The following is a 25,977-nucleotide window of genomic DNA, read 5'->3' as shown; positions in this document are numbered from 1 at the left end:
CAACAAAATAGCTAGCATTTAAAATTTTAATAATATTATGAAACACAAAAAGAGTGACCCAGGCCATATTCATGGTTCGTGGGACACTCGTTTCTAGATTTAATATGGACTTTTCTTACCCTTTTACTGCTCCTTCAGTCAATCCCTTTTCAATAAATTTAGATATGAATAAATAAATGATTAATACAGGAATGACAGTAAGTGCAACGGCAGTTGCCATAAGTCCAAAGTCCGTTCCATATTGCGAACTGATCTCGTTCAACAAAGCAACAATAGGACGAACATTCTCTTTATTAACAAAAATTAATGCAGAGAACAAATCATTGTATGACCACAAGAATACAAAGATACTCACCGATGCAAATGCAGGTCTAGATACTGGAAAAAATATCTTCGTAAACATTTGCCATCTGTTACATCCATCAATGAAAGCCGCTTCTTCCAGCTCTTTAGCGATGGTAGTCATATATCCTGCAATAACTAACGTTGCAAAAGTTAAGTTACCTGCGGTTTGTGGTAAAATCAATCCCCAATACGTATTCACTAAACTAGATTTAATAAGGATTTCGTATACGGGAACGACGGTTGCGAAAGCAGGGATCAGTAGTGTCGCATATAGTAGCGAGTATAAACCTCGTTTTGCTTTGAAGGTGAACCTTGACAACACATACGCGGCTAACCCACCAAAGAGTAGTACGAACAATACCGTACCACCTGACATGATCAGACTGTTCATATAACTCTTTCCAATATTAATTCGGTCAAATGCAGTTGTATAGTTCACAAACACCGGGTCCAAAGCTATGGCAAACGACTTGTTCATAACATCTCTTGAAATCTTAAATGAGTTGTTCACAATCCAGAATAATGGATAAATTGTCGTTAGGGACCATAGAGTCAGCACAACATACATGAGGGTGGTTCCTAAATTAAATCGGCTCGTCAATTTAACTCGCCGTGTGTTATGTTCCTTGTTAATGGCTGGTTGCATCAATTACACCCCTAATAATTGCTTAGTATGTGATTTCATCGCTCTTTAACAAACGGTTAGCAAGTAAAGCTAATAGTACTCCAACAACGACCATATATATTGCAATTGTTGATCCATAACCAAAGTTCTGATCGACCATCGCTTTTTTATACATATAGGTTCCTAATACTTCTGTGCCATTCTGACCTCTTGAAACGACCCATACAAATTCAAACACTTTCATCGTTCCCGTGATCGCCAATGTAATAACAACTTTAATATCATTCATAATTAAAGGAATCGTCAATTTAGTTGTTTTCTTAAAACCTGTAATCCCCTCTAGCTTCGCCGCTTCATAATAATCAGCTGGAATTTTGGCCATAGCGGTTAAGAATAAGACGAAATAAAACCCGACATAGTGCCACACGGTAGGAACGGCAACTGCCTTCAATGCATTACTCTCACTTAACCAAAGAACCTTCTCTAATCCGAAGTTAGCTAGAACAGTGTTTAATAGACCAAAGTTATAATTATAAAATAGTACAAACATTAATGAAATGGCTGTTCCTGAAATCACGACAGGAAAGAAGAATACCGTACGAAAGAATCCTTGGAACTTCGAAATATTATCAACCATTACAGCCAGTAATAAGGCAATTCCAACCTGAAAGACAATAACATATAACATGATTTCTAATGTGTGTAATGTTGCAGCTCCCAGCAGCTTATCCGATATTAAACGTTCATAATTATCCCATCCAACAAATTTCTTGTCGAAGAAGCCTCTAGTTCGATAAAAGCTAAGATATAAACTTTTAAAGAACGGATAATATAAGAAGACGGACATGAATGCTGCCATAGGGAACAAAAACATCAAAATATACTTTTTATCACCCTTCATATTTATCACCTTTGATGTTTATTTTCTTCCATTGTTGTTTAAAAGATTACGCCGCCTATACAAGATTGGCGGCGTTCATCCTATATGATTACAGATTATTTAATAAGATACTTACTTCTTATTTGCATCCTCAGTTGCCTTTGCTTCTTTTAATACATCAGCCGGTGACTTCTTACCCGTTACCACCTGTTGAACACCAGCACGAAGGTTTGAGAATGTTTCTGGAGAAATCTTACTGTCTACTGGATTGTTAATGGATGTTGAATTGGCAGCCATTGCAAAACCATCAACTGAAGCTTGTGCTAACCCACTAATTTCAACGTTAGCTGCAGGTGTACCACCATTAGCAGTAGCAATTTTTTGGATTACGTCTTTTGAAGTCATATGCTTTAACAATTCGATTGCAGCATCTTTCTTATCAGCATTGTCGTAAGTTGACTTCGACAAGTAGAATCCAGAACCGAATCCACCAATGATATCTTTACCGCTACCCACACCACCAGGAACAACTGGGAAAGGAATAACTGTCGTATTATCTTTCACGCCTTGGTCAGTGAATCCACCGAATGCCCATGAACCTTCAAGAATCATTGCAGCTTTACCTTCACCATAATAGTTAGAAGCCATCCCAAGATCGATGGTTGCTGCATCTTTAGGGAATGCACCAAGGTCATAAAGCTCCTTCATCGCTGCATATCCTTTTTCCCAGTTAGGATCAATTTCACCAGCTAAACCTTTACTTTGGCTTTCAGGGCCAGCTGCAGATAGGATGAAGTGCTCTACTACATAGTGTGATTGATCAAATGGAGCAGCTAATGGAATAATTCCTTTTGCAGCAAATGTCTCCACTGCCTTCTTCATTTTGTCCCAGTCTGTCGGAAGTTCAACGTTGTTATCAGTGAACAATTGCTTATTCACAAACAACCCTTCGTAGAATCCAGTTAATGGGATAGCATAGATGTTACCATCTGCTTGTCTTGTATTCTCTAGAGCGCTTGGACTAAAGCCTTTCTTCCATTCAGCATCTCCATCAAGGATCTCATTCATAGGGACAACTTTACCTGCATCTACAAAACCTTGAGCATCTGCACCAACGAAGTAGAACAATAAGTCAGGCTCATTACCCGTTGTCATATCTGTGTTCACTTTTGTTCTGAAACCGTCATCATTTGCTGACATGGTATCATTCTCGATCTTTACGTTAGGGTTATTCTTCGCAAACTCATCCAAAGCCGCTTGGAATGATTCACGTGCTGCATCTGTTCCTCCAAATGTGGAGAACACACGTAATGATACATCCTTTTTAGCTTCCTCTGTTTTAGGTGTATCTGTACTAGGTGTTTCTTTCGGGGCATTCTTCACTTCACTGTTGCCACATGCTGCAATAAACATTGTGAATACTAACATCATACTTAATAGAACTACCGACGATCTTTTCAATTGTATATCCCCCTTTAAATGATTAATTACAAGATACATATTTGTGTATATATTCTTGTTGTATACCTGATAATATGACTTGTTCAGATCAATAGTCAACATGCCTGAAGGGATACATTTCTCTTATAAACCAAGGGTTAGAAGGCTCCAATTAAGCGCTGAAATTCTATAATCACGAAGCCACTTCTTGCCCTAATGAACACCCTTACATTGTATTGTCACGTGATAAGATAGAAACCGACATGCTGTGTATAACCAATTGTAAATCTTGAGATTGTCTAAAAGTCCATTTTTTCCCTCAAAATCAATAGATAAATTTATCCTATGAAACCGTTTACATCTGTAAATTATTATACATATGAAGTGCAAGCATTTAGTCTATTTGGAAAATTTAATCATTATTGATTCATAAAAAATAACCCCTTCTATTTCAAAAGGGGTCATTTTCATTATCTGTTTTTAATTTTATTTATCATTTCATTGATCAACAATCCATCTCGCATATGTTTCTTCTCTATAAAAAACATCGATACGGCACCTAATCCCACATGCGTACCCACAGCTACTCCCATTTGCATAATGAATATAGGACCAGTGAAAGTCGTCTCCGCTACAATTTTATCCATCAACTTCTCTGCTATCGTTCTGTCCGAGGTGTAGCCAATAATAATGAAATCGGAGATTTCCGCGTCATTTCGTTGGATGAACTGTTTCACGTAGTGGTCTAGCACACCCTTTAATCCTCTTTCTTTAGCTACAATAGCCCCTTTTCCATTTCTCATAGACATGATCGGCTTTATTCTTAGAATTCTACCAATTAACGCACTAGCATTGGTAAGTCTTCCACTTTTGATTAAATGACCAAGATCGTCTACGCACAGAAAGTGCTTCACATTGGTTTTATAGGTTTCATTAAATTGAACTAGCTCCTCAAAACTAAATCCTTTTTCTCTTAAAATAGCAGATTTGATAATCAACCAACCACTTCCATGGCTCATAGATTTAGAATCGACCACGTGAATTTCTATAGATGAATCTGGATTCTCATCATAAAAAGTTTCTTTGGCAATGACAGCCGATTGATAAGATCCACTTGTCCCACTTGACATACAAATACAGAGTATTGAAGTGTGCCCTTCGTCGATAGCTTCACTTATGATTTTCAGATATTCCGTTGGACTTGGCATAGAAGTTAGAGGCGGTTCATTAAGATTAGGTAACATTGCAAAAAACTCATCTGCTGATATATCGATTTTATCTTTATAATCTAATTCATTCATTCTTATCATTAATGGCGCGATAGCGATGTTATATTTCTCAATCATTTCTTCCGTCAAGTCACACGTTGAATCAGCCATGATCTTAATCATTTAATCCCTCCAAATAAAAAGAAGCAGGGCATTATACCCCACTTCTCATATATTACGATCTATAATCTATGAATATATTCGTCTATTAAACATTAGCTTATTCCTAAGCTCTCGTCAATGGATCTTGTCACTTTATGTCGATCTATATAGGAAAAAGGTATGGTAGTATTACCCTCTTCTCTATTGATATGTCATCCACATCGTATTCCCTACAACTTCAAAACCCTGTTTATACCAAAAGTTGCGTGATTTATCTAACGTATATACGTACATTTTCTTGTTAGGATACTTCAACTTAATCCAATCCATCAGGCTTGCTCCATAACCCTTTCGTTCAAATTCTTTGAGTACATCTAGCGCCTCAATAAAAATAAAATCCTTTTTATTCTTAATATCAATATAGAAATCCTTTTCAAGGTATCGCTCATCTTCACGGAAATAATCCTCTTCTGCCTTATGAATAAGCTCTTTCCCCGTCTTGTACTCCCAGATCACGCCATAACCGATCATCAAATCATTATCTTCAATAATATATATATCTTCAGGTATATCTGACGCGTGCTTCTTACTTAGTTCTCCTGCATGATATCCAGAGGACAGTTCACTTAATATCGTCTGCATTTCTTGATCAAATTGTTTCACTCTAATTGTAACCATTCATTTATCTCCTTTTACTACCTATAGTGTCATTAGATGTCCGTACCTTGATAGGAACGCTTCCTTCTCTTTATAATCTGGCATAACACTCCCAAGCCGTCGCCAGAATGATCGATCATGATTCATATGTAGGAGATGACAAAGTTCATGAATGATGACATAATCTATCACATCCAATGGTGCCATTGCAAGACGATAATTGAAGGTTAACTTCTTATCTGAATTACAGCTGCCCCATTTAGTTATCGATTCTACAATTTCAAAGCTCTTAGGTTTCACACGTAATTGCTGTTGATAAATCTTTATTCGTTGCGCTACGATTTCTTTACAACTTGAGAAATAGAATTTCTTTAGTTTTTTGTGAAGCTCAGACTCTTCTATATCTGTCGTGTCTATTAATTCATGAAGATAGTGCTCTTTCCCTAGATAAAGAAATACGCCATCAATTGTATTTGTCATTGCTTCTTAATTCATCCTTTCAATCCCATTAACCATTCTTATCTCGATATTATACTACATTGTCGATTAATTATCTTGATAGATAATGTCATCCACACACAAAAACGCAGCCTTATTGGCTGCGTCCACTCTTCTGTATAAATGATATTTGTCCTGCATGAATACCTGTGTGATAGATTAATCTACCTATAGCTTCGAGCGGTGTTGATGTTCCAAAAGATGATTCTACGGATTCATACCATGCATCATCAGAAAGACTCTGCATCGCTTCAATTAGGTTAGTATTGGATGCCTCAAGTAGTTGCACCAGTTCTTCTAACTGAACAGGAGATACCTTACTTTCATCCGCATCTCCACTCATCGCAGCTTTGACCTCATCCGGCATTTTTTTACCAAAGAACCATTCTGCGAACATATACTCCACTTCCGCATTATGACGAATCAATGATTCCACGCTTGAATTACCTGTTTGCAATTGTAAATCTTGTTCCGGCAAGGCTTTTACCAATTTAAGAAAACGCTCTCGAGCCGCTTGCCATATCGGCAACACTGCTGACATTGACATCTACACGTACCTCCTATAACAATCACAACATGTGATGATTTTTATTTATTCGCAACTTCTTTTTTCTTATCCACAACAACATGAGTGAACACATTAGCATCCAAGTCTAGATCGAACGCCATACCGAATCCAACAACATAACGACCTTGTGTCGGGGTCAATTCAAAGATAGAGAAATCTAAACCACGTAATAAATCCATCATTTTAACGCTATGGTCTGTATTAAACAATTCAAAGATCTCCTCATTACCTTCATTACCCAAATTGATTGAAGTACAGCTCCAACGTACTCTTTCCGTAGCGAATTTATTCGCCGTTGTAGACTCATCTCCAATAAGTAACACATCTACAAAGTCATTGTTCTCCATATACCGGTAATGATCTGCAATCTGACTAATGTAAATATAGAACTTACCATCTTGCTTCACAAACGGTGCATAACTAATGAAAGGTTTACCCTCATCATCCATTAGCCCTAAAATAGCATTTTTGCGATTGGCTACAAACTCTAAATAAGATTTCTTGAACTTTTCTACATCAACTTCCTTTTTCATATTAAACCCTCCATATCATTATTGTATTGTTATTCTGATTATCTCGCGGTACTTAGTAAATGGATACGTGGTTTTCTCTCCGTAGGCACATATTGAACTTCAGCATCCATGCGGTAAATATTACGAATCATATGCTCTGTCATGACTTCTTTTGGGGTCCCGGACATAGCGTTAACTCCATCTTGTACTACAACAATACTATCGCTATAACGTGAGGCTTGATTCAGATCATGTAACACCATGACGATCGTCATACCCATTTCTTCATTGAGCTCACGGATAAGTTCAAGTACTTCATGCTGGTGGGATATATCCAAGTACGTCGTCGGCTCATCAAGCAACATAATCTTTGGACGCTGGGCAAGGGCCATTGCTATCCATGCACGCTGTGATTCTCCTCCCGATAAAGAAGCCACGGTTCGATCCTTATACGGTGTTAAATGTGTTTTCTCGAGTGACCAGTGAACGATTTCCATATCATCTTGGTTTAATTTCTCGAACCACTTCTTATGTGGATATCTGCCATATGAGACTAAATCAACTACAGTCATATCGCTAGGTGCTTGGTTCTTCTGACTAAGCATGCACATCTTGCGCGCAATTTGTCTGGAACTCATTGATTTCAGATTCATTCCTTCAAGCATAACATCACCCTTGTGATAAGGAATAAGACGTGAAATGGCTTTAAGTATCGTAGATTTCCCAGATCCATTCGGTCCTATGATGGACATGATCTCACCTTCATTGACTGCAAATGAGAAGTTGTTAATGATACTTTTCTGTTCATACCGAATCGATATAGAGTCAACAGTAAACATATTAGAACATCCTCCTTCTCATTAGATATAGAAAATACGGTGCACCCACGACAGCCATCAGTATCCCAGCAGGTATGTCTAATGGCGAGAATAATGTACGACCACCCGTATCGGCAATCAATAAAATAAGTGCGCCCAGTGCCATGCTCATTGGCAATAAATATTTATAGTCTGAACCTACTAATAATCTAGCCATATGCGGGACAATAAGACCGACAAAACCAATCATTCCAATAGCAGCTACAGAGATCGCAGCCAAAAATACAGCTAACAGGGATAGGACAATACGAATTTGGTTCACATTCTCGCCAAGGTTAGATGCAACCTGATCTCCAAGCCGAATAATATTTGCTTTACGAATCGCGAAGATAGATAATATCCAACCTATCAAGGCATAAGGTAATACCATAAACAGAGCATTATTTCCCTTTGCCGCTAGGCTTCCGTTCAACCATTGAACAGCCGAAGGAAGACGATCACTATACATAATGGAGAGAAAACCGATTACTCCACCACATAAGGCATTGACAGCAACACCTGATAAAATAATGGTGATCGGCGATATCCCACTACGCCTCCATGAAAGTGCGTACACAATCGTTGCAGCAAGTAAGCCTCCAACAAAAGCCGCAATCGGAATGAACTGTGTGTATTCTGGCATAGCGAGCATGATCAAAAGAACAAAAGCAGCAGCACCACTAGTAACCCCCGTCAGACCAGGATCTGCTAATGGGTTACCCATTACAGCCTGTAGCAAGGCCCCTGAGATCGCAATGTTCGCACCAATGATCATCGCTAGTAGGACGCGTGGTAATCGTATATCCCAAATGATCGTATTATTTACGGATTCCGATGATGTAAGAAAGAGTGTTCTTAGTATGTCTGGTACCGAAACAGATACACTACCTAGTCCTATAGCGATGATTGCTACGACAATCATCAAGATAAATGTCACAATAACGATCGACCGACTTCTAGTTGTACTTATCACCTGCTATCTCCTCTTATCTATTCATAGAAATATTTAGCCACTTGCGTTAATGCTTGTTCTACATTGCTTATGGATGTCACACCGAAGATACTGTAATCCAGAATATGGATCTCATCTTTCTTATAAGCAGAAAGCTTCGTCCAAGTATCATTACTCTCTACTTCTTTCTTGAACATATCTTCCGATGCCCCATGATCCCCCGAAGCCAACACAAGAATAATATCCGGATCGGCAACTACAACATTCTCCATATTGATAGCAGAGTAAGTATCCGTCACCTTCAATTGCGATGTTGCAATGTTATCTGCACCAAGCTTCTTCACCAGACTGCCCAGATAAGACTTCTCACTCATCACCATGAACGAATCTGAGGTTCCGATCATTAGCATCACAGTTGGTAGTTTCTTACCTTCAGCTATTTTCAACAATTCATTTTCTTTATCTAGTATCGAGCCTAGAACCTTATTCATCTCATCCTTTTTATCAAAATAAGTTCCTAACACTTTGAAACTTAGCTTCAGATCTTCGAAGGAATCTGTTTTGAGATAAGCCTTATTCAATTCAATTCCTTCTAGGTTCTTATCTAATGTGCTTCGTAAAGATTCTGCACCAAGAAGTAAATCCGGCGTAAGCTTTGTCACAATCTCTAGATCTGGGGCCATTGGTGAACCAATACGCTCAACTGCATCGAATGCTGCAGGAATAGGATTCTTGGATGTAGGAACACCCACAGGAGTAACTCCCAATACATGAAGCATTTCAGTCAAAGGTACCGATGTCGTAACAACACGCTCTGCCACATCTGCTGGAAATTGACTTGACGCTTCTGTAAATGTTATTGCATCTATTCCATCATTAGATAAACTATATACTTCGGTAGATTCATTGGACGTATCAGTGACTACCTTATTATCCACAGTGGAAGCGACTTCCTTCTTCGGTTCATTACTAACTGTATTCGACGAACACCCAGTCATTACGGCAATTACCGCAATAAGTATAGACAAACAAATTCTTTTCAAAATGTATCCCTCCGTTTATGTATGGATATAAAAATCGTGTAGGTTTGCAATGATTTAAATCACATTGATAACGATTTTCATTCTCGTTACAATGATATTGGTTATCAATACACATTGTCAAGACATTTGTTTACAACAAAAAGCCACATCTAACAAAGTTTATTCCCATTCCAACGGAAGAATACTTCATCAATGTAGATGTGGCAAGATTATGAATACTCTTATTTCCTTTAAATTAACTTATGCGCATACCACTTATCACCTCTGAATCGCCATCCGAAGATTAATCCTCGAATAGCCCATTCGGAAACCATAGCTATCCAGACACCCATCAGACCGAATCCAAGCGTAATTCCTAACACATACCCCAATATCACACGAAAAAGCCACATGGTGAGCAAGGATGAGATCGATGTGAATTTAGAATCACCCGCTGCACGTAGAGCGGAAGGCAAGATAAAACTGAAAGACCATAAAAAAGGTTGGGCAATGGCAATTAATAATGTTAATGCGAATATCGAAGGAATAATATCCGCTGGAGGAGAGAAAATCCCTACGATTAGAGGGAACAAAGGAATAAGAAGCAATGAGGCAAGTACGAAGAAGCCCGTTGAAAGTCCAATGAAAGATTTAATGAACTTTCTTGCATCATGAATATTTCTTCGTCCAATACACTGTCCAACAACGGTAACAATAGAAATACTTAATGCATTTCCACCAATTTGGAAGAGCAAAGAAATCGACCCACTGATCGCATTAACCGTCATAGCTAACGTTCCTAATTGAACAATAAATGTCTGCGTCAAAAGTTTCCCACCGTTGAAGAACATCTGCTCTGCTGCGAATGGCACACCGATGTATAAGACCTTTTTTAGAATCGAGTAATCCAGTTTCAATGCATTTGCAATCTTAAATCGAAGCGTTTGATTATATCTCAATAAATAGATTAAAGAACTAACCATGCCCAGCACTCTCGCCAGAATCATAGAGATAACTAACCCCACAACGCCCATATCAAAAACGGAGATTAACACAATATTTAAAATTAAGAATGTCATATTCATGATTAATGAGAGTCCTAAGCATGCTTTGGTCTCTGAAACACCACGAAGTACACCATTTATAGCTTGGAATGTTGCAACGAATGGGTAAGAAATGCAACTACCTATCAAATAAATTCTGGCATATTCAAATACCTCAGCATCCGCATTACCGAATAATAAATTCAAGGTTGGTGTATGGAATAGGATCACTGTAGCACTAATAAATAAGGATGTAATGACCACAGCTACTATGGCTTGGGAAGCCGCTTTTGACACCATCTGTTGATTCCCACTACCTTTGTATTGTGCCACAATGACCGTTCCACCTGTCGCTATCGCCACAAATACATTAATCAGAAATATATTTAACGAGTCCACCATGCTCACTGCACTTACTGCAGCAACACCCGATGAACTGATCATCGCCGTATTTAACAATGCCATCATAATTAGAAATCCTTGATCGACAAAGATTGGAATAATAATACCAATAATCTGTTTATAATCTATCGACTCACCAGTGAAATATTTATTTAATAAAAAATCAGCTCTTAGCTTGATATTTGTTCCTAAACGATTCACTTCATCATCACTTCTTCTGTTGGATTATGTCACATTTCATCATGTATAGTCGCAACACATAACATATTATACCACTTATCTATTACGTGTGCTGTGAGCCTATTTGTTCTCTATCCTAACTGCATTAAAAAAATACGAACTATACCTTTGCGGTAGTCCGTATTACCAAAGTAAGTCCATATCTATGAGTCATTTCTTATTCACTTGAAGTTGCGTTATATGCTTAACCGTAAATGTATCCTTTATTCTATCTTCCGAGATGACATTCAGATGAATTAATCCAGCTATCTTAGAAGAATCTGGTTTAGAGAGCATACGCCACACCTCTGGATCAGGCAATGAATCGTAAAGCTTCTTATCGTTATATTCCTTGCGTTCCTGATGAACTATTTTCACGGCATAACTTCCGAACTCAAGATCCGTAACATTAAGTTCTGCACAATGATTCATAATCTCGCTACGTAGTTCTATCAACTCTAGTTCAATTTCTTTCTGTCTTTTCTTCAGTTGATAGTAGCGTTTAACTTTCTTGTCCATATTCGTCACCATCCTCTTTACTACATGTTTATGCCGAGGACAACGAATTAGGACAAGAAAGTAGATGGATTCAACTACGTTTAACTAACTGTGTTCATTCATGCTTGAGTCTGATATACGATACCAAGGAAGACGACCAAGTGGTGCTACAACTTCCTTATACCCCATATCTGGATACATATATTCTAGATGACGCATGATAGGCTCTCCGGTCAATCCCGTATGAACCGCTAATTCTTCAATATATTCACCCATTTGAACATGAAGCTGTGCTGCTTGGATACATAGTGCTGTGTGGGCCAGTCCAGATCTCACTCTGTTCATTCGGTGTGGTCTGCTTATGCGTTACGTCATCTGTTGCATAATATTTGGGATCTCCTACTCTTTATCCTAAATCGGCTTTATCTGTCAATGTGACTACGGAAGTGCTTGTACCATGCAATTCGAATAGGATCAACTCATTCTCCCCTGAACGAAGCAACGGAGCAGGAATATAAAGTGTATGGGAAGGTCCCACCTCCCAGTATCTTCCTAGATTGAAACCATTCAAGAATGCACTTCCCTTTATCCATCCATCGAATCGAATGAATGTATCTGCCAGTTCATCAACTGTAAATGTTCCACGATAGAAGGCAGGTTGTTGATCATTCTGCTGTTGCTTATTCTCTGCTGTGAATGATAATCCATCTAGAGAGTTCAATGGTAACGGATGGATGGTCCAATCATACAGGAATTGATATCCAAGACGGACCCCTTCTGTAATCCCTTTGTGATCATGAATCAAGTTGCCATAATTGATACGTCCCATGTTCTCCACTAAGATATCGAGCCTTGCTCCCCCAACTGGAATGTCGACGATGTATGAGGACGGATTCCAACGCTCAGACACGCCTATGTATTTTCCATCAATAAATATCAGCGCACGATCACGGACATCTTGAATATGTAGATCCATTTGATTTCTAGGTCCTGTAACATATGTCGAATACAGAATAAATCCATAGGCTTGTCCTACTTTCTCCATCGGATCAGGACAAGGTCTTTGAACGGGTATCGACAGTTGACCCAATTGATCAAATAGGTTGCTGTATTCTGTCATCTGAACTTCACCGTATGCACGCTTTGGAATTGGAGCTGGTAGTACCAGTTCTGGAAGATCAGTGTAACGCCCTAGCACTTCCCGAACAGCATAGAATTTATCCGTCGGATCTCCTGATTCACTCAGGAGTGTATCGTAATCATAACTATTTACGGTTGGCTCATAACGATGAATATGATTGGCACCATTATAGAATCCAAAATTCGTTCCACCGTGGAACATATAGAAATTGACGGATGCGCCTAGCTTCAGCATCTCATTCAATTCCTCAGCTACTTCAACTGCTGACCGGGTAATATGATCTTCCATCCAGTGGTCAAACCACCCATTCCAGAACTCCATACACATCAATGGTCCTTCAGGTTGGTATTCACGAAGTTTGCTGAACTCCTGAACTGTACGCGAACCGAAGTTTAAGGTCCTTAGTACCCCATCAATACTTCCCCCCTGCAACATATGATCAGCCGAACCATCCGAGGTGAATAATAGTACATCCATACCATGACCAATCATATTGTCCCGGACATGTTCAAGATACTTCTTGTCATTTCCATAGCTACCATACTCATTCTCAACTTGCATAGCAATAATAGGGCCACCATTTGTGCATAAGAGTGGCTTGAAACGAGGTAGTAATTCTGCGAAATAAGCATCTACTTTATCCAAATAATGTCTGTTATAACAACGTAGCCGCATATTATCCTCAGCAAGTAACCAGGCAGGTAGTCCCCCGAACTCCCATTCAGCACAAATAAATGGGCTTGGTCTTACAATGACATGTAATCCCAACTCACCAGCAAGTCGGATAAATCCTTCCACATCGGCTATTCCTGAGAAATCAAATTGGCCCTCTATAGGTTCGTGCACATTCCAAGCTACATACGTCTCCACTGTATTGAATCCACAAGCCTTTAATTTAAGTAATCGATCACGCCAATATTCGGGGACCACACGGAAGTAATGTATTGCACCTGATAATATGATGGTTTGTTCCCCTTCATATTCAAAATGATTTCCTTTAACTTCAAACTTCGACATTTTCTAAATACCTCCTAGATGTGATTATATATCCTTATATTTTCATAGCTGATTAACTATTGTCCTTATTTAACTACAATAAACTTCAAATGCACATAATTGTGGACACCATCTTGACTCCTCTATCGTCAAACGAATGTACTGTGATGTGACCCTATCGAAATGACAGATCTTCTTGTATCCGATAACTGTTCCTTGTATTAACGGTATCCATTCGCCGTCCTTTTTATAATCTAACGTGTATCGTTCAATTCGCTGTCCATATCGATACTCTTGCATCATGATATGATCAAACGTTGACTCTTCTGACAGATCAACTTCAATTACTGCAAACTCCGTACCTTCTTCTGGAGCCCAATAGGTATTCTTGTCTCCATCTAATATATGTTCAGGATCGCATCCTTCTCTTGATTGAGAGGCCTGAACAACAGCATTCTTCCCTATATCGACACTAGAAATCTGTCTAATCCGATCTCCAAGTTCCTGTAGACGCTTCCAATCATTCTCGTGAATGAGTCCACGACGATCTGGTGGTAGATTCAACAGAAATGTTGCGTTCCCACCGACTGACCTATAGTATATATCGACTAATTGCTCTAATGATTTAACTCTATCATCCTCTGAAGCATGGTAGAACCACCCTGGACGAATCGAGGTGTTCACTTCAGCTGGATACCAGATCAATTCATGTTCATCTCGAATAATATCTCTACTGCCCAGATCTTGATCTACTGAATCATATTTCTGTGCGAACTCTCCATCATCTACTTGCTGGGACTTCTCTTGAATTCTTTCATTTAATTTAAGCGAAGCTGGCACAACACTCCATTCTGATTCCCGACATTGGCCAGCTTCATTACCACACCAACGAATATCAGGACCGCAGACAGAAATAACAGCATTCGGTTGTAATTCACGAATCAGATCATAATAGGAATCCCAATCATATTCTTGCCGTTTCCCATTAGATCCTTCACCGCAGGCTCCATCGAACCAGACACAGAAGATATCTCCGTAACCTGTCAGCAGTTCTTCCAATTGATTCCGAAAGAATTCGTTATACACAGGGGAATCCCCGTAGCTCGGTTCATGCAGATCCCAAGGTGATACATAAATCCCGAACTTTATTCCACCTTCGTGGCAAGCCTTAGCAACTTCCTTCACCATATCGCCATGTCCATTACTCCACGAACTATTCTTAATTGAATACTCGGTGTATTTACTAGGCCATAAACAAAATCCATCATGATGTTTACAAGTGAGAATAAGTCCCTTCATCCCAGCTGCCTTACATGCTTCCACCCATTGATTCGGATCAAAGGCTGTAGGGTTAAATAGCATAGGATCTTCATCACCCGTTCCCCATTCTCGATCTGTAAACGTATTCATAGAAAAATGAATAAACGAATAAAACTCCATTTCTTGTAACGCTATTTGTCGTTCCATAGGTTTCACTTCGGCAGCATTTTTAATGAAATTATTCAAGGTTACCCTCCTATCTAATCTTATACTAATAAATTATCTAACCCACATTATACTGGAACTACTATGCAATATCACCTACATATATAATAGATATTATAATCCTCTAACAAAGCTTGAAAGTGCATCAAAAAAACCATTTCCATAAATGTATATTACATCATGGAAATAGTTCATTAGTACATTATCTAATCCCAACTACAATCGGTGTATCTTCATCTAGATTATTAGAATGTTATTATAATATATGACTTAACACGTCAAGCACAGGACGCCCTGTAATCAAATGTTCTCCATCCGTATAACCTTCTTCTCTATCTATCAATTCATCTATGACGCGATTTCGCCAGATAGATATCTCATCACTATAGGTGTCCACGGTGGCTAAATTCTTCTTTTCTTGTGGATCTATCTCTAGATCAAAGAATTGTTCTTCACCTGTCTGGGAATACCAAATATATTTGCGTTTTCCATCTGTTACATAATGATAGGATAATTCGTCATAGGAATGTTCCCCATGAATATACTCTCGCCACGCTATTGTCTGCTCACCCTTAGCTAGTGGTATGAGACTAAACCCATCTACGCTATCAGGAATCTCAATACTAGCAGCATCAAGTAGAGTAGGCATAATATCACGCATTTCTACGACTTCATCGACCATAGTTCCTTTATTGAAATCCATTTTACCTGTTGGATCGCTCAATATAAACGGTACCTTCGCACTGCCTTCATAGGCAAGACGCTTCTGATATAAATTATGATCCCCCATCAAATCACCATGGTCAGAAGTAAATAGTATAATGGTATTATCGTTCACACCAAATTCAAATAAAGAATTTACAAGTCTTCCAATTTGATGGTCAATATGTGTAATTAATGCATAGTAGGCTGCTAAGGCATCCTTTCGCATACGATCGTGTACAATCCCACTATTGGTCGTAGGATTCAATCCTTTTCTAGTTGGATCATCAGTCTTCGCCCAATCCCCAATCGGTGGCTCTGGCAAGTCTATATCCTTATATAAATCAAAAAATGCTTGGGGAGGATCCAATGGTGAATGTGGACGAACAAAGGAAGTCCACAAGAAGAATGGCTTACTAGGATCTCGTCTTCTCAAGAAGTCTATTGATTTGGTTACCGCCCAGTTGGTAGGATGGTATTTCTCTTCTAAATGCCATGGTCTAGCGACAACGGATGCATTACAATCTAATCCAAGATCCATAATATCCTGATCATATCCAACTCTTTCTCGTAGCCAAGGTAAATAATCGTCGGTGTTATCCCACCATTCTAGTGCTGAATTGTTTGACCGATTACGATTATAATGCATATAGCCATCATGCAACTCAATATTATGGAATCCACATAAATTCCGTGTCGGATAGACGTGCATTTTCCCAACGCATTGTGTATGATATCCTGCCTTAGCAAATTCACCTGGCATCGTATGCTCATAATTCCATGGTATTTTATCTTGATAACCCACACGTCCATGATTTCGCTGACTCATTCCTGTGATAATAGATGCTCTCGCTGGAACACAAGACGGTGTTGCTGAATAGGCGTTACCAAAGGTAACACCGTTCCTAGCCAAATTATCTAAGTTAGGCGTTTGAATCACAGGATGGTTCAAATAATGAAGACAATCAAATCGCATTTGATCTACGGTAATAAACAGTATATTCGGTTGCAATGTATACGCCTCCAATTCATTAATGAGTGACTATTGAGTATTATGTCACAATATAAGACATCACACACTGAATTTTAGCACACCCTAGCGATCTTTTGAAATTCAATCACAAGAATTCATAAGATTAATACATCTAATTATGACTCACCTTGCTTCACGTTTTTCACGTCATACATATGCACTGTTGTACTGATGACATACTCGGGTGGGGTCTTCCCTCTATTGTCCCGATGCCCTTGAATATGGACGTCACTCTTCTCCCAATTCTTCCACGCTTCTTCTGATTCCCAACGTATCATCACAATAATCTCTTCATATTCTTTATTTCTTCTGTTGACCATGACGGTTCGATCAATAAGACCTTTCATTTTATCTACTGGCTTCTCCCCACTAAATCTCTCCACAACCTGATCTACATTCCCTTTTTCCACATGAATCGTTCTTGTCTGAATTAACATGAAATAACCTCCAATAATTGTATTCAATGCATCCAATTGCCCATAGCACTGGAGAGAATATACGCATCATCTGTAAAATATATCTTCAATCGCATTATAGTTGATAATCATTATCAACGTCAACCGAGCATAAAACATAACATTTTTATTATACGGTCATCAGCACAAGCATCCCGTTGAGTACTGAGTAATATAAAGGAAGTAGAACTGCGAGGTGATCTGAGAATGGCAAATTCAGCCAAGGTTCGTAAGCGTGCTAAACAGCTAAAGGGGCGACCTGTGTGTGTTACGTTGAATGATGGACGTAAGTATGTCGGATGGATAACTGGTACTCAGAAGGAACAGCTGGTCCTCACCACACAACCATCGAATCGGAAATCAAAAAGAAAATCATCGTCTCGTTCACAGAAGGCTACTGTATCTGGATTACTTCCACTCTTAGGATTATTCTTAGGAAATATGGGCGGAGGAGCTGCAGCAGGCGCAAGTGCAGGCGCAAGTACAGGTGCTACAGGCTTTGGTGGTATAATGGGCTTCATGGGAATGATTCAAAGGACTTGGCCGGTTGTGCGAATGGGATACAGCACCATTAAGTCCATCATTCCTCTCATCGGAGGTATCAAACGTCTAATGGCATAAATACATCCAGATCGTGCATTAAATATACCCTGAGCATTAGAGTCATTATCTAATGTTTAGGGTATTTCATTATGTTATAATTTAAACTGCAGAAAGTAAGCCGTCATTACACCAGACCCGAAAAATACAGCCGAAAAGGTGATCCTTCTTGAAGAAAGCTCATGAACAACCAGATACTATAACTGAGGATATGCATTGGGGGAAATTTTTAGAGAAACAAGAAGAAGATTCTAATCATCTCAATCAATCTACACGAAGTAAACACAAGCTACCAATCAAACTGCGAATCATGATCTTAGAAAAGATTAAAGCCGAAGCAACACCTGACGAATATTATTATATTATGGTACTCCTGTCTTGCGCTGTTGCTACATACGGATTACTCTCCAATAGTACAGCAGTCATTATCGGTGCTATGTTAATTGCTCCGTTGATGAATCCAATATTGGGCGGTGCATTAGCGCTCACTACACAGAGCAATCCATTACTAAAGGTAACCATTAAAGCCGAATTAACTGGCGCGTTTCTAGCTGTCACCTTATCATGCTTGTTAACTTTATTTCTACCTGTCTCTGAACTCACTAGTGAAATCCTGTCAAGGACCAATCCTACTTTGGTTGATGTCATTATTGCGTTAGCTTCTGGTGCCGCTGGGACGTATGCGATCTGTTATCGCGGAGGTGCAAATATGGTTGGTGTTGCGATTGCAACTGCCTTGATGCCACCGCTGTGTGTTGTTGGGATTTGTATTGCTAAGCAAGAGTTCAGTATGGCAGGTGGTGCCTTTCTACTATTCTTAGCAAATATGGCTGCAATCAATATTATGGCAATCCTAGTCTTCAAATTAGCTGGATTTACAACGCCTACATTATTACAACAGGATCACTCTCCTAAACGGAGTTTGAGATCGATTATCGTCTATTTGTACGAAAGTAAGGTTATCTATCCTATTGTCATTCTCATTGTGGTCTCGATTCCACTAGTCGGATTCATGTTTAAGTCATTCGATACAGCTAAGACAACCAAGGCTATCCAAAATTCATTGGTCGAGGGTCTCTCTGTTATTGCACCCCAATCTGAAATCAGTTCTGTAAATTATTCTAAAACAGATGATACATATTCAATTTCGACTAAATTCACAACCACCAAGATGATCCTCCCAGAGGATATACTACATTTAGAGAATGCATTGGAATACCGTTTGGCTAAGCCAGTAAAGCTTCAAGCTGAAGTGATGATGATCCAGAAAATTAATGATCAAGATTCCGAACATGGATTCGAGGAACTTCTACCCAAAGTCGTGGAGAAGCAACAAGTTGAAGTAATTACGACAAAAACACCTGAAGAAATTATCAATCAAACCGTAAATGAGAAACTCGCCTTATTCCCATCTGCTGAGTTAAAAGACTTTTCATTCGAATATCAAAGGGGATCTGGGACGTATCACTTAACTTTATTAATTAAATATGAGGAAATGTTGGACAAGCAATTTATACCTACCATTGAGAATATTCTGGAAAACAGGCTAAAACGTCGAGTGGTTGTAAATCTCAATATGGATCTACCTGTACCAGAGATTGAGCCAGAGATCGAACCAGAGATTGAATCAGACATAGCGCCTGGTATCGATCCTAACTGAACCACAACTAAAAAAGAATGGACACTCTTTAATAAGTGTCCATTCTTTAGGTTGTTTTAGATCATGGGTGAATACCTTGTTGGATAGCTAATACGTAGAGGATTTAATATCATTATGCAATAGTTGGTGCAATAAGCCTATTAGTATGAGAAACACTATATCCATCATCAACACGATGTATACAGGATGATCAGAAACGACCATCACACCCATCATGGCTCCCATCATTCCACCCATGATACCTGACATCAATCCGTCCATCGTCGCGACCAAGCTGTGTTTAATTCCAGATATATAGCCCAAGGTAGCTCCAGTAACGACGCCAATGAACGTCGACAGGAACATGGTCATCAGCATAATCCCTACTACGGTACCCACAACAAGTCCTCCCATCATAGCAACGGTCATAGCAGCGACCATCCCTGTCATGCTAGAAAGAGCAGAACCCTTACGATGGATTATGACAATGATATAACTACTCACACAAACAACTAGAACAAGCGAAGCGATATAAATTGCCGTCATCCACTTAGAAGAACCCTCAGAAGTTATTCCTTCATGATCTGGATTGGTTAGAACATTCGATTCTATAGTGGATGTAGAATGATGGTTATGGTCAATTGCATTGACCTCTGGCATCAACAACACCACATAGAATAATCCTAACAGGAAATATACGAAGAATTTTTTCATCCATCCTACTCCTTATAGCTATTGTAGACACATTCCTGTCAACATTTCGTGGGCAATATAGTATATTCTCCTACTTCCTCTATTATGTTTTCTATACCTATTTCGATGAACACATCCTTGTGTTCACTGTGAGTAGACATTAGAAAAGCTCCCTCATTGTAGTAGTAGAAGTTGTTGTTATTTCTACTGTCTACTATGATGGGAGCTTTTCAGATTACCTAATGGGCTAATACATTATTATTATAATTTTTTCATTCCACTTCTTCGTTCTTGCGACTAAGGCCTTGTAAATATCTTTCCTTCTCGGAGTAAAAATCCGCATTAGCTGGATTATAACCAATCGCTATATCAATCTCTTGAATGGCTGTCTCATAATTACCTAGCAAACCAAGGGATTGTGCCTTGTGATAATGATATAAAGGATTGCTTGGATCATGAGTAATCGCGTTCTCGATCGCTTCAACAGCCTCTTGATGCTTACCGAGTGACCTCAAGCTGTTAGCCTTATGGAATGAGAAGTCATAGCGATGAGGTTGCTGTGCCAAAAGCTGATCCATTACTATAACCGCTTCTTCGTGTCTTCCTAGTTCTCTTAAGTAATTCGATTTATGGTACCTATAGAAACTTTCGCCAGGATCACGATCAATCGCTTTATCATATTCAGCTAAGGCTTCTTCTGATCGTTTCATCATTCGGTAGGCGTTCGCAGTATAGAAATAAAAATCGAGATCATCTGAACAGATCGAAATTCCTTTGCTATAGGCTTCGAGAGCCTCTTCATGTTTGCCTAGTTCTCCCAGTAGGTAACCTTTATAGTAATGTAAGTCTGCGTTATGACTGTCCTCTTGAAGTCCTTGATCCATATGGAGGATCGCTTCTAATAATTCTCCCTCTTTAGCGAGATCTAGTGCTCTCTTCACGATCGGATGAACGGATATATTCTCCCTGTTAAGGATTTGAATTACCTTGTGCTGGTCCATCTCCTTAGCATGTTGTAGAGAAGTTTTACCGTCATTATCCGGCAAATGGACATCTGCCCCTGCATTAACCAACAACTGGATGATATCAGAGTACAAACGACCGCCATTTCCAAGTATTACTGCCTCGAGCAAAGCCGACCAACCCAGATTATTAGTATGGTTTACTGCAACCCCTGCCTCCAAACATTTCTGAACGGTTCTTATATAGCCTTTCTCACTGGAAGGAAGCAAGGTAGTTCCACCAAAACGGTTAACACTAGAGGTATCCGCACCTGCTGCAAGCGTCAGGGATAAGATTTCATGGAATCCATTAGCTCCTGCACATAAGTATGGAGTTAACATGGTCAAATCTCTCGCGTTCACATCACTGCCGAATTCAATCAACCTTTGAGCGAGTAAGATATTATTTCTTTGTGTTGCAACCATCAATGCAGTACGGCCAAGGGCATCCTTATGATCAATATCGGCACCGCAGGACAATAAACGTTCTACGGCAGCTAAGTCTCCTCGATCAGATACTAAAATGAGTTCTTCGGACATTGTTAAATTACTCATGGATAGGCTCCTTATTCTTGTGATCATAAACATTGTATTTCATTTTGAATACAATCGTAATTACTCGGATTGTATCTTGTTTGCAGGATCTCGAAGATCCGAAAAATGCTTATAAATAAACAATGCGGCAACCATTAGATAAGCATATACAAACGGCATAAGTGATTCTTGTGCAAAACCTACTACTGGCGCATGGATAATACCAAATAATGACATGAATGACCCAATAACAGCGAACGCCGCAGCTCGTAGTGGCTTATTGAGGATGGAGAAGATCGTTATCGACCCCCAAATTAAGCTACTAAGCGGTGCTCCATTACCCAGATGCATCAATCCATTATAATAAACACCTTTACTTGACAACAGATCAATTCCCACATTTGAAGCCGTAGTTCCAGCAGCATTAAAAATGTTATTTGCAAGAGTTAATGCCCAGTTGGCAATCCATGGGAACATGGTGATAAAGATAACGGGCACTTCATTCTTAGGCGTCTCACGAACAACCTGATTAGCGGTGACTACACCGATATAGACTAGAATCGGTACAATCGCTACAACAGGTATAATAGACAGAAGTAGCGCCCCCATACCAAAGAGACAAATGATTAACATTGCAAAACCGGATGCAACTGTATAGCCGAGTCCAGCGCCAATAGATTTCCATCCAGCATGACCAATGTACACCGTAACAGGGAAAGGATTACCCGTGAATGCACCAATACTAGAAGCAATACCATTGGTCATCATAACTTTCCGAGTATTGTAAGGGTCTCCGGCAGCATGAGCGCTTTCTATATTTTCAAGGTCAAAAATATAGTTGGCTAACCCTAAAGGAATAGCAGAAGCCAAGTAAGGCAGTGCATGAGGAATACCTTGAATCAAGCTTGTAATGTGCACCTCAGGTGGATTGAATCCAAGCGTCGAGAGTGCAGTCGTAATAGCCTCTGGATTCTGTAAACCAAATATCCAAGCTAGAAGCGTTCCAGAAATCAGTAAAAGAAATCCGGTTGGAACTCTCTTGAATATCGGTGTTTTACCGAACCAGTTGATAAAGATGATCACCAATACAACAAAAGAGACAATCGGTGTTTCAAAAGATTGCAACATTGGGTTCATGGCTAGAAGAAGCAATCCAAGTCCTGACAAACAGGATAGAAGTACAGTTCTTGGAATTGCCTTTCTGAGTAGATCACCTAAGAAAGAACCCGCGACCAGGATCATAGCTTCGAAGAAACACCATACCAGACCGATTTGAAGGGCAAACGTTGCATCGTTGGTTTGTCTAAATACAGGAATCAATACTAAAAAAGTAACCGTAAATATTGAAGGCGCACTTGGACCCGAAGGTAATGCGGTAATATCTGAACGCCCTGTTTTTTTGGCAAGTTGATATCCAAACCAGCCGTAAGCTATACTTGCAATAAAGATAGCGAGTCCAAAAGCAGGTACAACTCTTCCGTAAACCATATCCTCTGGAAAGCCTACTACAAATATCAATAGTGATATCATCGTCAGCAGATTGGTCAAATTGTTGGCAAGCAATCCGAAGAAAGCAGCCCAGTCTCCCTTTTTCCACAACATTTTCATAAATACTTGATCCATATGAATCCCCCTTTGGGTTGTTGGCGCTTACACTTTAATCATTATTTACTCTTCAGACATTAGATATAATATCTGTCGTTCTCCATTAACACATCATTCCCGATTTCCAGTACAAGGCCGAAAAACTGTCGACTTAAGAGAGACTAGCGTACTCGATCCGTTATCTGAGATCGCATATAAATCATCGGTTGACATGCACCATACGTTAACCGCGCGATCGCCTCCTTTGCCATAAGTCAAAGAGAATTTCTGCTTGTTGTCAGGGATATAAAACGATTAATTCGATGAATAGAGATGACTAAATATAGGAGTAAATAATAGGTAAGCTGTTATTCTTGTTGACCTGTGATATCTTTGCAAAAAACATCACAGATTAAGCTTGCCTAACATCATTATTATAGTCTCCCGTAGTATAGCTGTCATTGTACAGTGAAACTAAAAGAAGCGCGTAGTCGCTGTGCACATTGCACAATGCAATTAACACAGGTATGGAATATAATATTAACAATATAAGATGACATCTAATTCTATAATTATTAACGGTTAAAGTTTAGTAAACTGACTAATTGACAGGGCAATGACGGAATACTTACTAACAAGAAAGAAAAAAGAAGAAGAGGCGAGTTAGGTGCGCAATAAGCAACCAAACTACGACTATTCTTCTCTTTTTCATGATATTTAATGTGCAAGGAATTTTTTTGAAATTTTAATTCCCTATATGTTTTTATCTTCTAGGACATAGATATGATAAAGATACTCATTAGTAATATCTCCACCAACGCTATAGAGTTTGTCGTCAATTATCGAACTAGATGCCAAATTATATTAAGGTAAATAGGCGTCAGTACCATGTCAATAAACTAATCTACGTAAGAAACAGCCTCTTCTCTCACACTACCGGCTTGTCGTTCTGCAATATGCTTAACATCATATCCGGTTGGATTTTGGAACGCCCGAAGCCCAAATTGAGGTGCAACTGCAAAAATATGATCAAATATATCCGATTGAACTGATTCATATACTGCCCAATCCGTATCGTTGGTGAAAGTATAGATTTCTAACGGTAGTCCGGTTGCTTCTGGTGCTAGTTGTCTCACGATAAGTGTCATGTCTTTGTGGATTTTGGGATGGTGCTTCAAATATTGCTGTATATATACTCTGAACACCCCAATATTCGTAAGTTGTCTTCCGTTCACTTTATTGGATAAGTTGATATGTCTGTTCTTATTGTATTCTCCAATTTCATTTATCCTCGTCATGATATAGTCCGTGAGTAAGTGAATGTTCTGAAATTCATCTATCATATCCTGCGTACAGAATTGTATGCTACTTGTATCGATATGGATGCTACGCTTAATTCTTCTACCTCCGGATGCTTGCATCCCTCTCCAGTTCTTAAACGAATCTGATATTAGCGCATAGCTTGGAATCATTGTGATCGTTTTATCGAAATTCATGACTTTGACCGTATTTAACGTAATATCTAACACGTCACCATCCGCATTGTACTTTGGCATCTCAATCCAATCACCTACGCGCACCATATCGTTGGACGATAATTGAATACCCGCCACTAGACCTAATATCGAATCCTTAAAGACCAACATGAATACAGCCGATAATGCACCAAGACCACTTAAAAGAATCGCTGGATTCTGACCGATAAGATTAGAGATCACGATAATTGTCCCAATGATATACATAAAGATCTTAACAACCTGAATATAACCCTTGATAGGCTTAACCTTCGAGACAGCATACGATCGATAAATATCATCAAAGGCATTAAGTAGCGAGCTTACAATCGATATACTCACAATGGTCATATACGTTACTGCACCTTTTTCAATCCAATATTGATAGGCCGGAAATACAGATCCGAAATGATAGATGATAAAAGCTGGAACGATATGAGACAGTTTATGGAATACCTTCTTCTCTAAAATAACTTTATCCCACGTATACTTATTGTTGGTTATCATTCGGACAATAATCTTCAGAACTATCTTTTTAGTTATATAGTTTGCTACTATACAAATCCCTGCAATCACCACAATCATGATGATATTGGATAGATAAGTAACCATCTGCTCTTTTATTCCATATCCTTCTAATTGGCTTTTAATAAATTGCAAATGTTCTCTCCCCCCCTTTTGTATTAGCCTATAATTATAGAATACTCTTCGT

Annotated in this window: 23 protein-coding genes and 1 pseudogene; 2 read left to right on the top strand and 22 right to left on the bottom strand. The window is 39.1% G+C overall.

The genetic code is table 11. From position 1 onward, the window contains the following. Positions 1-115: 115 nt before the first annotated feature. The 18 genes and pseudogenes from ACH8E3_RS07920 to ACH8E3_RS07835 form a co-directional block, all read right to left on the bottom strand. On the bottom strand, positions 116-991 hold the full coding sequence (locus ACH8E3_RS07920; protein WP_458632081.1) for a carbohydrate ABC transporter permease: 876 nt from the start codon (positions 989-991) through the stop codon (positions 116-118). A gap of 22 nt (positions 992-1,013) precedes the next feature. Beyond that, positions 1,014-1,871, bottom strand: a complete 858-nt coding sequence (locus ACH8E3_RS07915) for a carbohydrate ABC transporter permease (RefSeq protein ID WP_458632080.1) — start codon at positions 1,869-1,871, stop codon at positions 1,014-1,016. A gap of 111 nt (positions 1,872-1,982) precedes the next feature. After that, entirely contained in the window at positions 1,983-3,311 is a 1,329-nt protein-coding gene (locus ACH8E3_RS07910; protein ID WP_458632079.1) for an ABC transporter substrate-binding protein, read from the bottom strand. 449 nt (positions 3,312-3,760) lie between these two features. Beyond that, entirely contained in the window at positions 3,761-4,681 is a 921-nt protein-coding gene (locus ACH8E3_RS07905; protein WP_458632078.1) for a DegV family protein, read from the bottom strand. A 180-nt stretch (positions 4,682-4,861) separates the two neighbouring features. Beyond that, positions 4,862-5,338, bottom strand: a complete 477-nt coding sequence (locus ACH8E3_RS07900; protein ID WP_458632077.1) for a GNAT family N-acetyltransferase — start codon at positions 5,336-5,338, stop codon at positions 4,862-4,864. A 21-nt stretch (positions 5,339-5,359) separates the two neighbouring features. Beyond that, positions 5,360-5,782 (bottom strand): annotated as a pseudogene (locus ACH8E3_RS07895) (M48 family metallopeptidase); the annotation flags it as partial. Positions 5,783-5,909: 127 nt separating this feature from the next. Beyond that, entirely contained in the window at positions 5,910-6,362 is a 453-nt protein-coding gene (locus ACH8E3_RS07890) for a DinB family protein (protein ID WP_458632076.1), read from the bottom strand. A gap of 41 nt (positions 6,363-6,403) precedes the next feature. Further along, positions 6,404-6,916, bottom strand: a complete 513-nt coding sequence (locus ACH8E3_RS07885; protein WP_458632075.1) for a pyridoxamine 5'-phosphate oxidase family protein — start codon at positions 6,914-6,916, stop codon at positions 6,404-6,406. 38 nt (positions 6,917-6,954) lie between these two features. Further along, entirely contained in the window at positions 6,955-7,734 is a 780-nt protein-coding gene (locus ACH8E3_RS07880; protein ID WP_458632074.1) for an ABC transporter ATP-binding protein, read from the bottom strand. Position 7,735: 1 nt separating this feature from the next. Next, positions 7,736-8,725 (bottom strand): FecCD family ABC transporter permease, encoded by a 990-nt coding sequence (locus ACH8E3_RS07875; protein WP_458632073.1) that lies wholly within the window; start codon positions 8,723-8,725, stop codon positions 7,736-7,738. 17 nt (positions 8,726-8,742) lie between these two features. Next, a complete protein-coding gene (locus ACH8E3_RS07870) occupies positions 8,743-9,747 on the bottom strand; it encodes an ABC transporter substrate-binding protein (RefSeq protein ID WP_458632072.1) in 1,005 nt (334 codons plus the stop codon). A 230-nt stretch (positions 9,748-9,977) separates the two neighbouring features. Then, positions 9,978-11,372 (bottom strand): MATE family efflux transporter, encoded by a 1,395-nt coding sequence (locus ACH8E3_RS07865; protein WP_458632071.1) that lies wholly within the window; start codon positions 11,370-11,372, stop codon positions 9,978-9,980. Between the two features lie 189 nt (positions 11,373-11,561). Beyond that, entirely contained in the window at positions 11,562-11,909 is a 348-nt protein-coding gene (locus ACH8E3_RS07860; protein ID WP_458632070.1) for a hypothetical protein, read from the bottom strand. Between the two features lie 84 nt (positions 11,910-11,993). Then, positions 11,994-12,233 carry a hypothetical protein gene (locus ACH8E3_RS07855; protein ID WP_458632069.1) on the bottom strand — a complete coding sequence of 80 codons (240 nt, stop codon included), beginning with the start codon at positions 12,231-12,233 and terminating at the stop codon, positions 11,994-11,996. Positions 12,234-12,294: 61 nt separating this feature from the next. Beyond that, positions 12,295-14,046 (bottom strand): glycoside hydrolase family 35 protein, encoded by a 1,752-nt coding sequence (locus ACH8E3_RS07850; protein ID WP_458632068.1) that lies wholly within the window; start codon positions 14,044-14,046, stop codon positions 12,295-12,297. A gap of 69 nt (positions 14,047-14,115) precedes the next feature. After that, on the bottom strand, positions 14,116-15,531 hold the full coding sequence (locus ACH8E3_RS07845) for an alpha-L-fucosidase (protein ID WP_458632067.1): 1,416 nt from the start codon (positions 15,529-15,531) through the stop codon (positions 14,116-14,118). Between the two features lie 235 nt (positions 15,532-15,766). Further along, the gene (locus ACH8E3_RS07840) at positions 15,767-17,224 is read right to left on the bottom strand and encodes an arylsulfatase (RefSeq protein ID WP_458632066.1); all 1,458 of its coding nucleotides are present in this window, start codon (positions 17,222-17,224) and stop codon (positions 15,767-15,769) included. Positions 17,225-17,361: 137 nt separating this feature from the next. Further along, a complete protein-coding gene (locus ACH8E3_RS07835; RefSeq protein WP_458632065.1) occupies positions 17,362-17,682 on the bottom strand; it encodes an antibiotic biosynthesis monooxygenase in 321 nt (106 codons plus the stop codon). Positions 17,683-17,907: 225 nt separating this feature from the next. On the opposite strand from ACH8E3_RS07835, the gene ACH8E3_RS07830 reads away from it, so the two are divergent. Both ACH8E3_RS07830 and ACH8E3_RS07825 read left to right on the top strand, forming a co-directional pair. Further along, positions 17,908-18,321, top strand: coding sequence for a hypothetical protein (locus ACH8E3_RS07830; protein WP_458632064.1), 414 nt, complete (start codon positions 17,908-17,910; stop codon positions 18,319-18,321). Positions 18,322-18,469: 148 nt separating this feature from the next. After that, complete coding sequence (locus ACH8E3_RS07825) at positions 18,470-19,960, top strand: TIGR00341 family protein (protein ID WP_458632063.1); 1,491 nt, start codon at positions 18,470-18,472, stop codon at positions 19,958-19,960. Positions 19,961-20,047: 87 nt separating this feature from the next. Here ACH8E3_RS07825 and ACH8E3_RS07820 read toward each other — a convergent pair whose 3' ends face one another. The 4 genes from ACH8E3_RS07820 to ACH8E3_RS07805 all read right to left on the bottom strand — a co-directional run bounded on the left by ACH8E3_RS07820 (position 20,048) and on the right by ACH8E3_RS07805 (position 25,925). Beyond that, complete coding sequence (locus ACH8E3_RS07820) at positions 20,048-20,653, bottom strand: hypothetical protein (protein WP_458632062.1); 606 nt, start codon at positions 20,651-20,653, stop codon at positions 20,048-20,050. A gap of 251 nt (positions 20,654-20,904) precedes the next feature. Then, entirely contained in the window at positions 20,905-22,188 is a 1,284-nt protein-coding gene (locus tag ACH8E3_RS07815) for a tetratricopeptide repeat protein (protein ID WP_458632061.1), read from the bottom strand. A 60-nt stretch (positions 22,189-22,248) separates the two neighbouring features. Continuing rightward, positions 22,249-23,790, bottom strand: a complete 1,542-nt coding sequence (locus ACH8E3_RS07810; RefSeq protein WP_458632060.1) for a xanthine permease — start codon at positions 23,788-23,790, stop codon at positions 22,249-22,251. 860 nt (positions 23,791-24,650) lie between these two features. After that, positions 24,651-25,925, bottom strand: a complete 1,275-nt coding sequence (locus ACH8E3_RS07805; protein ID WP_458632059.1) for a mechanosensitive ion channel family protein — start codon at positions 25,923-25,925, stop codon at positions 24,651-24,653. Positions 25,926-25,977 lie beyond the last annotated feature (52 nt).

The sequence above is a fragment of the Paenibacillus sp. CMAA1364 genome (assembly GCF_054373195.1).
The sequence above is the reverse complement of the archived record's forward strand: the minus strand, read 5'-3'. Positions and strand labels throughout refer to the sequence as shown.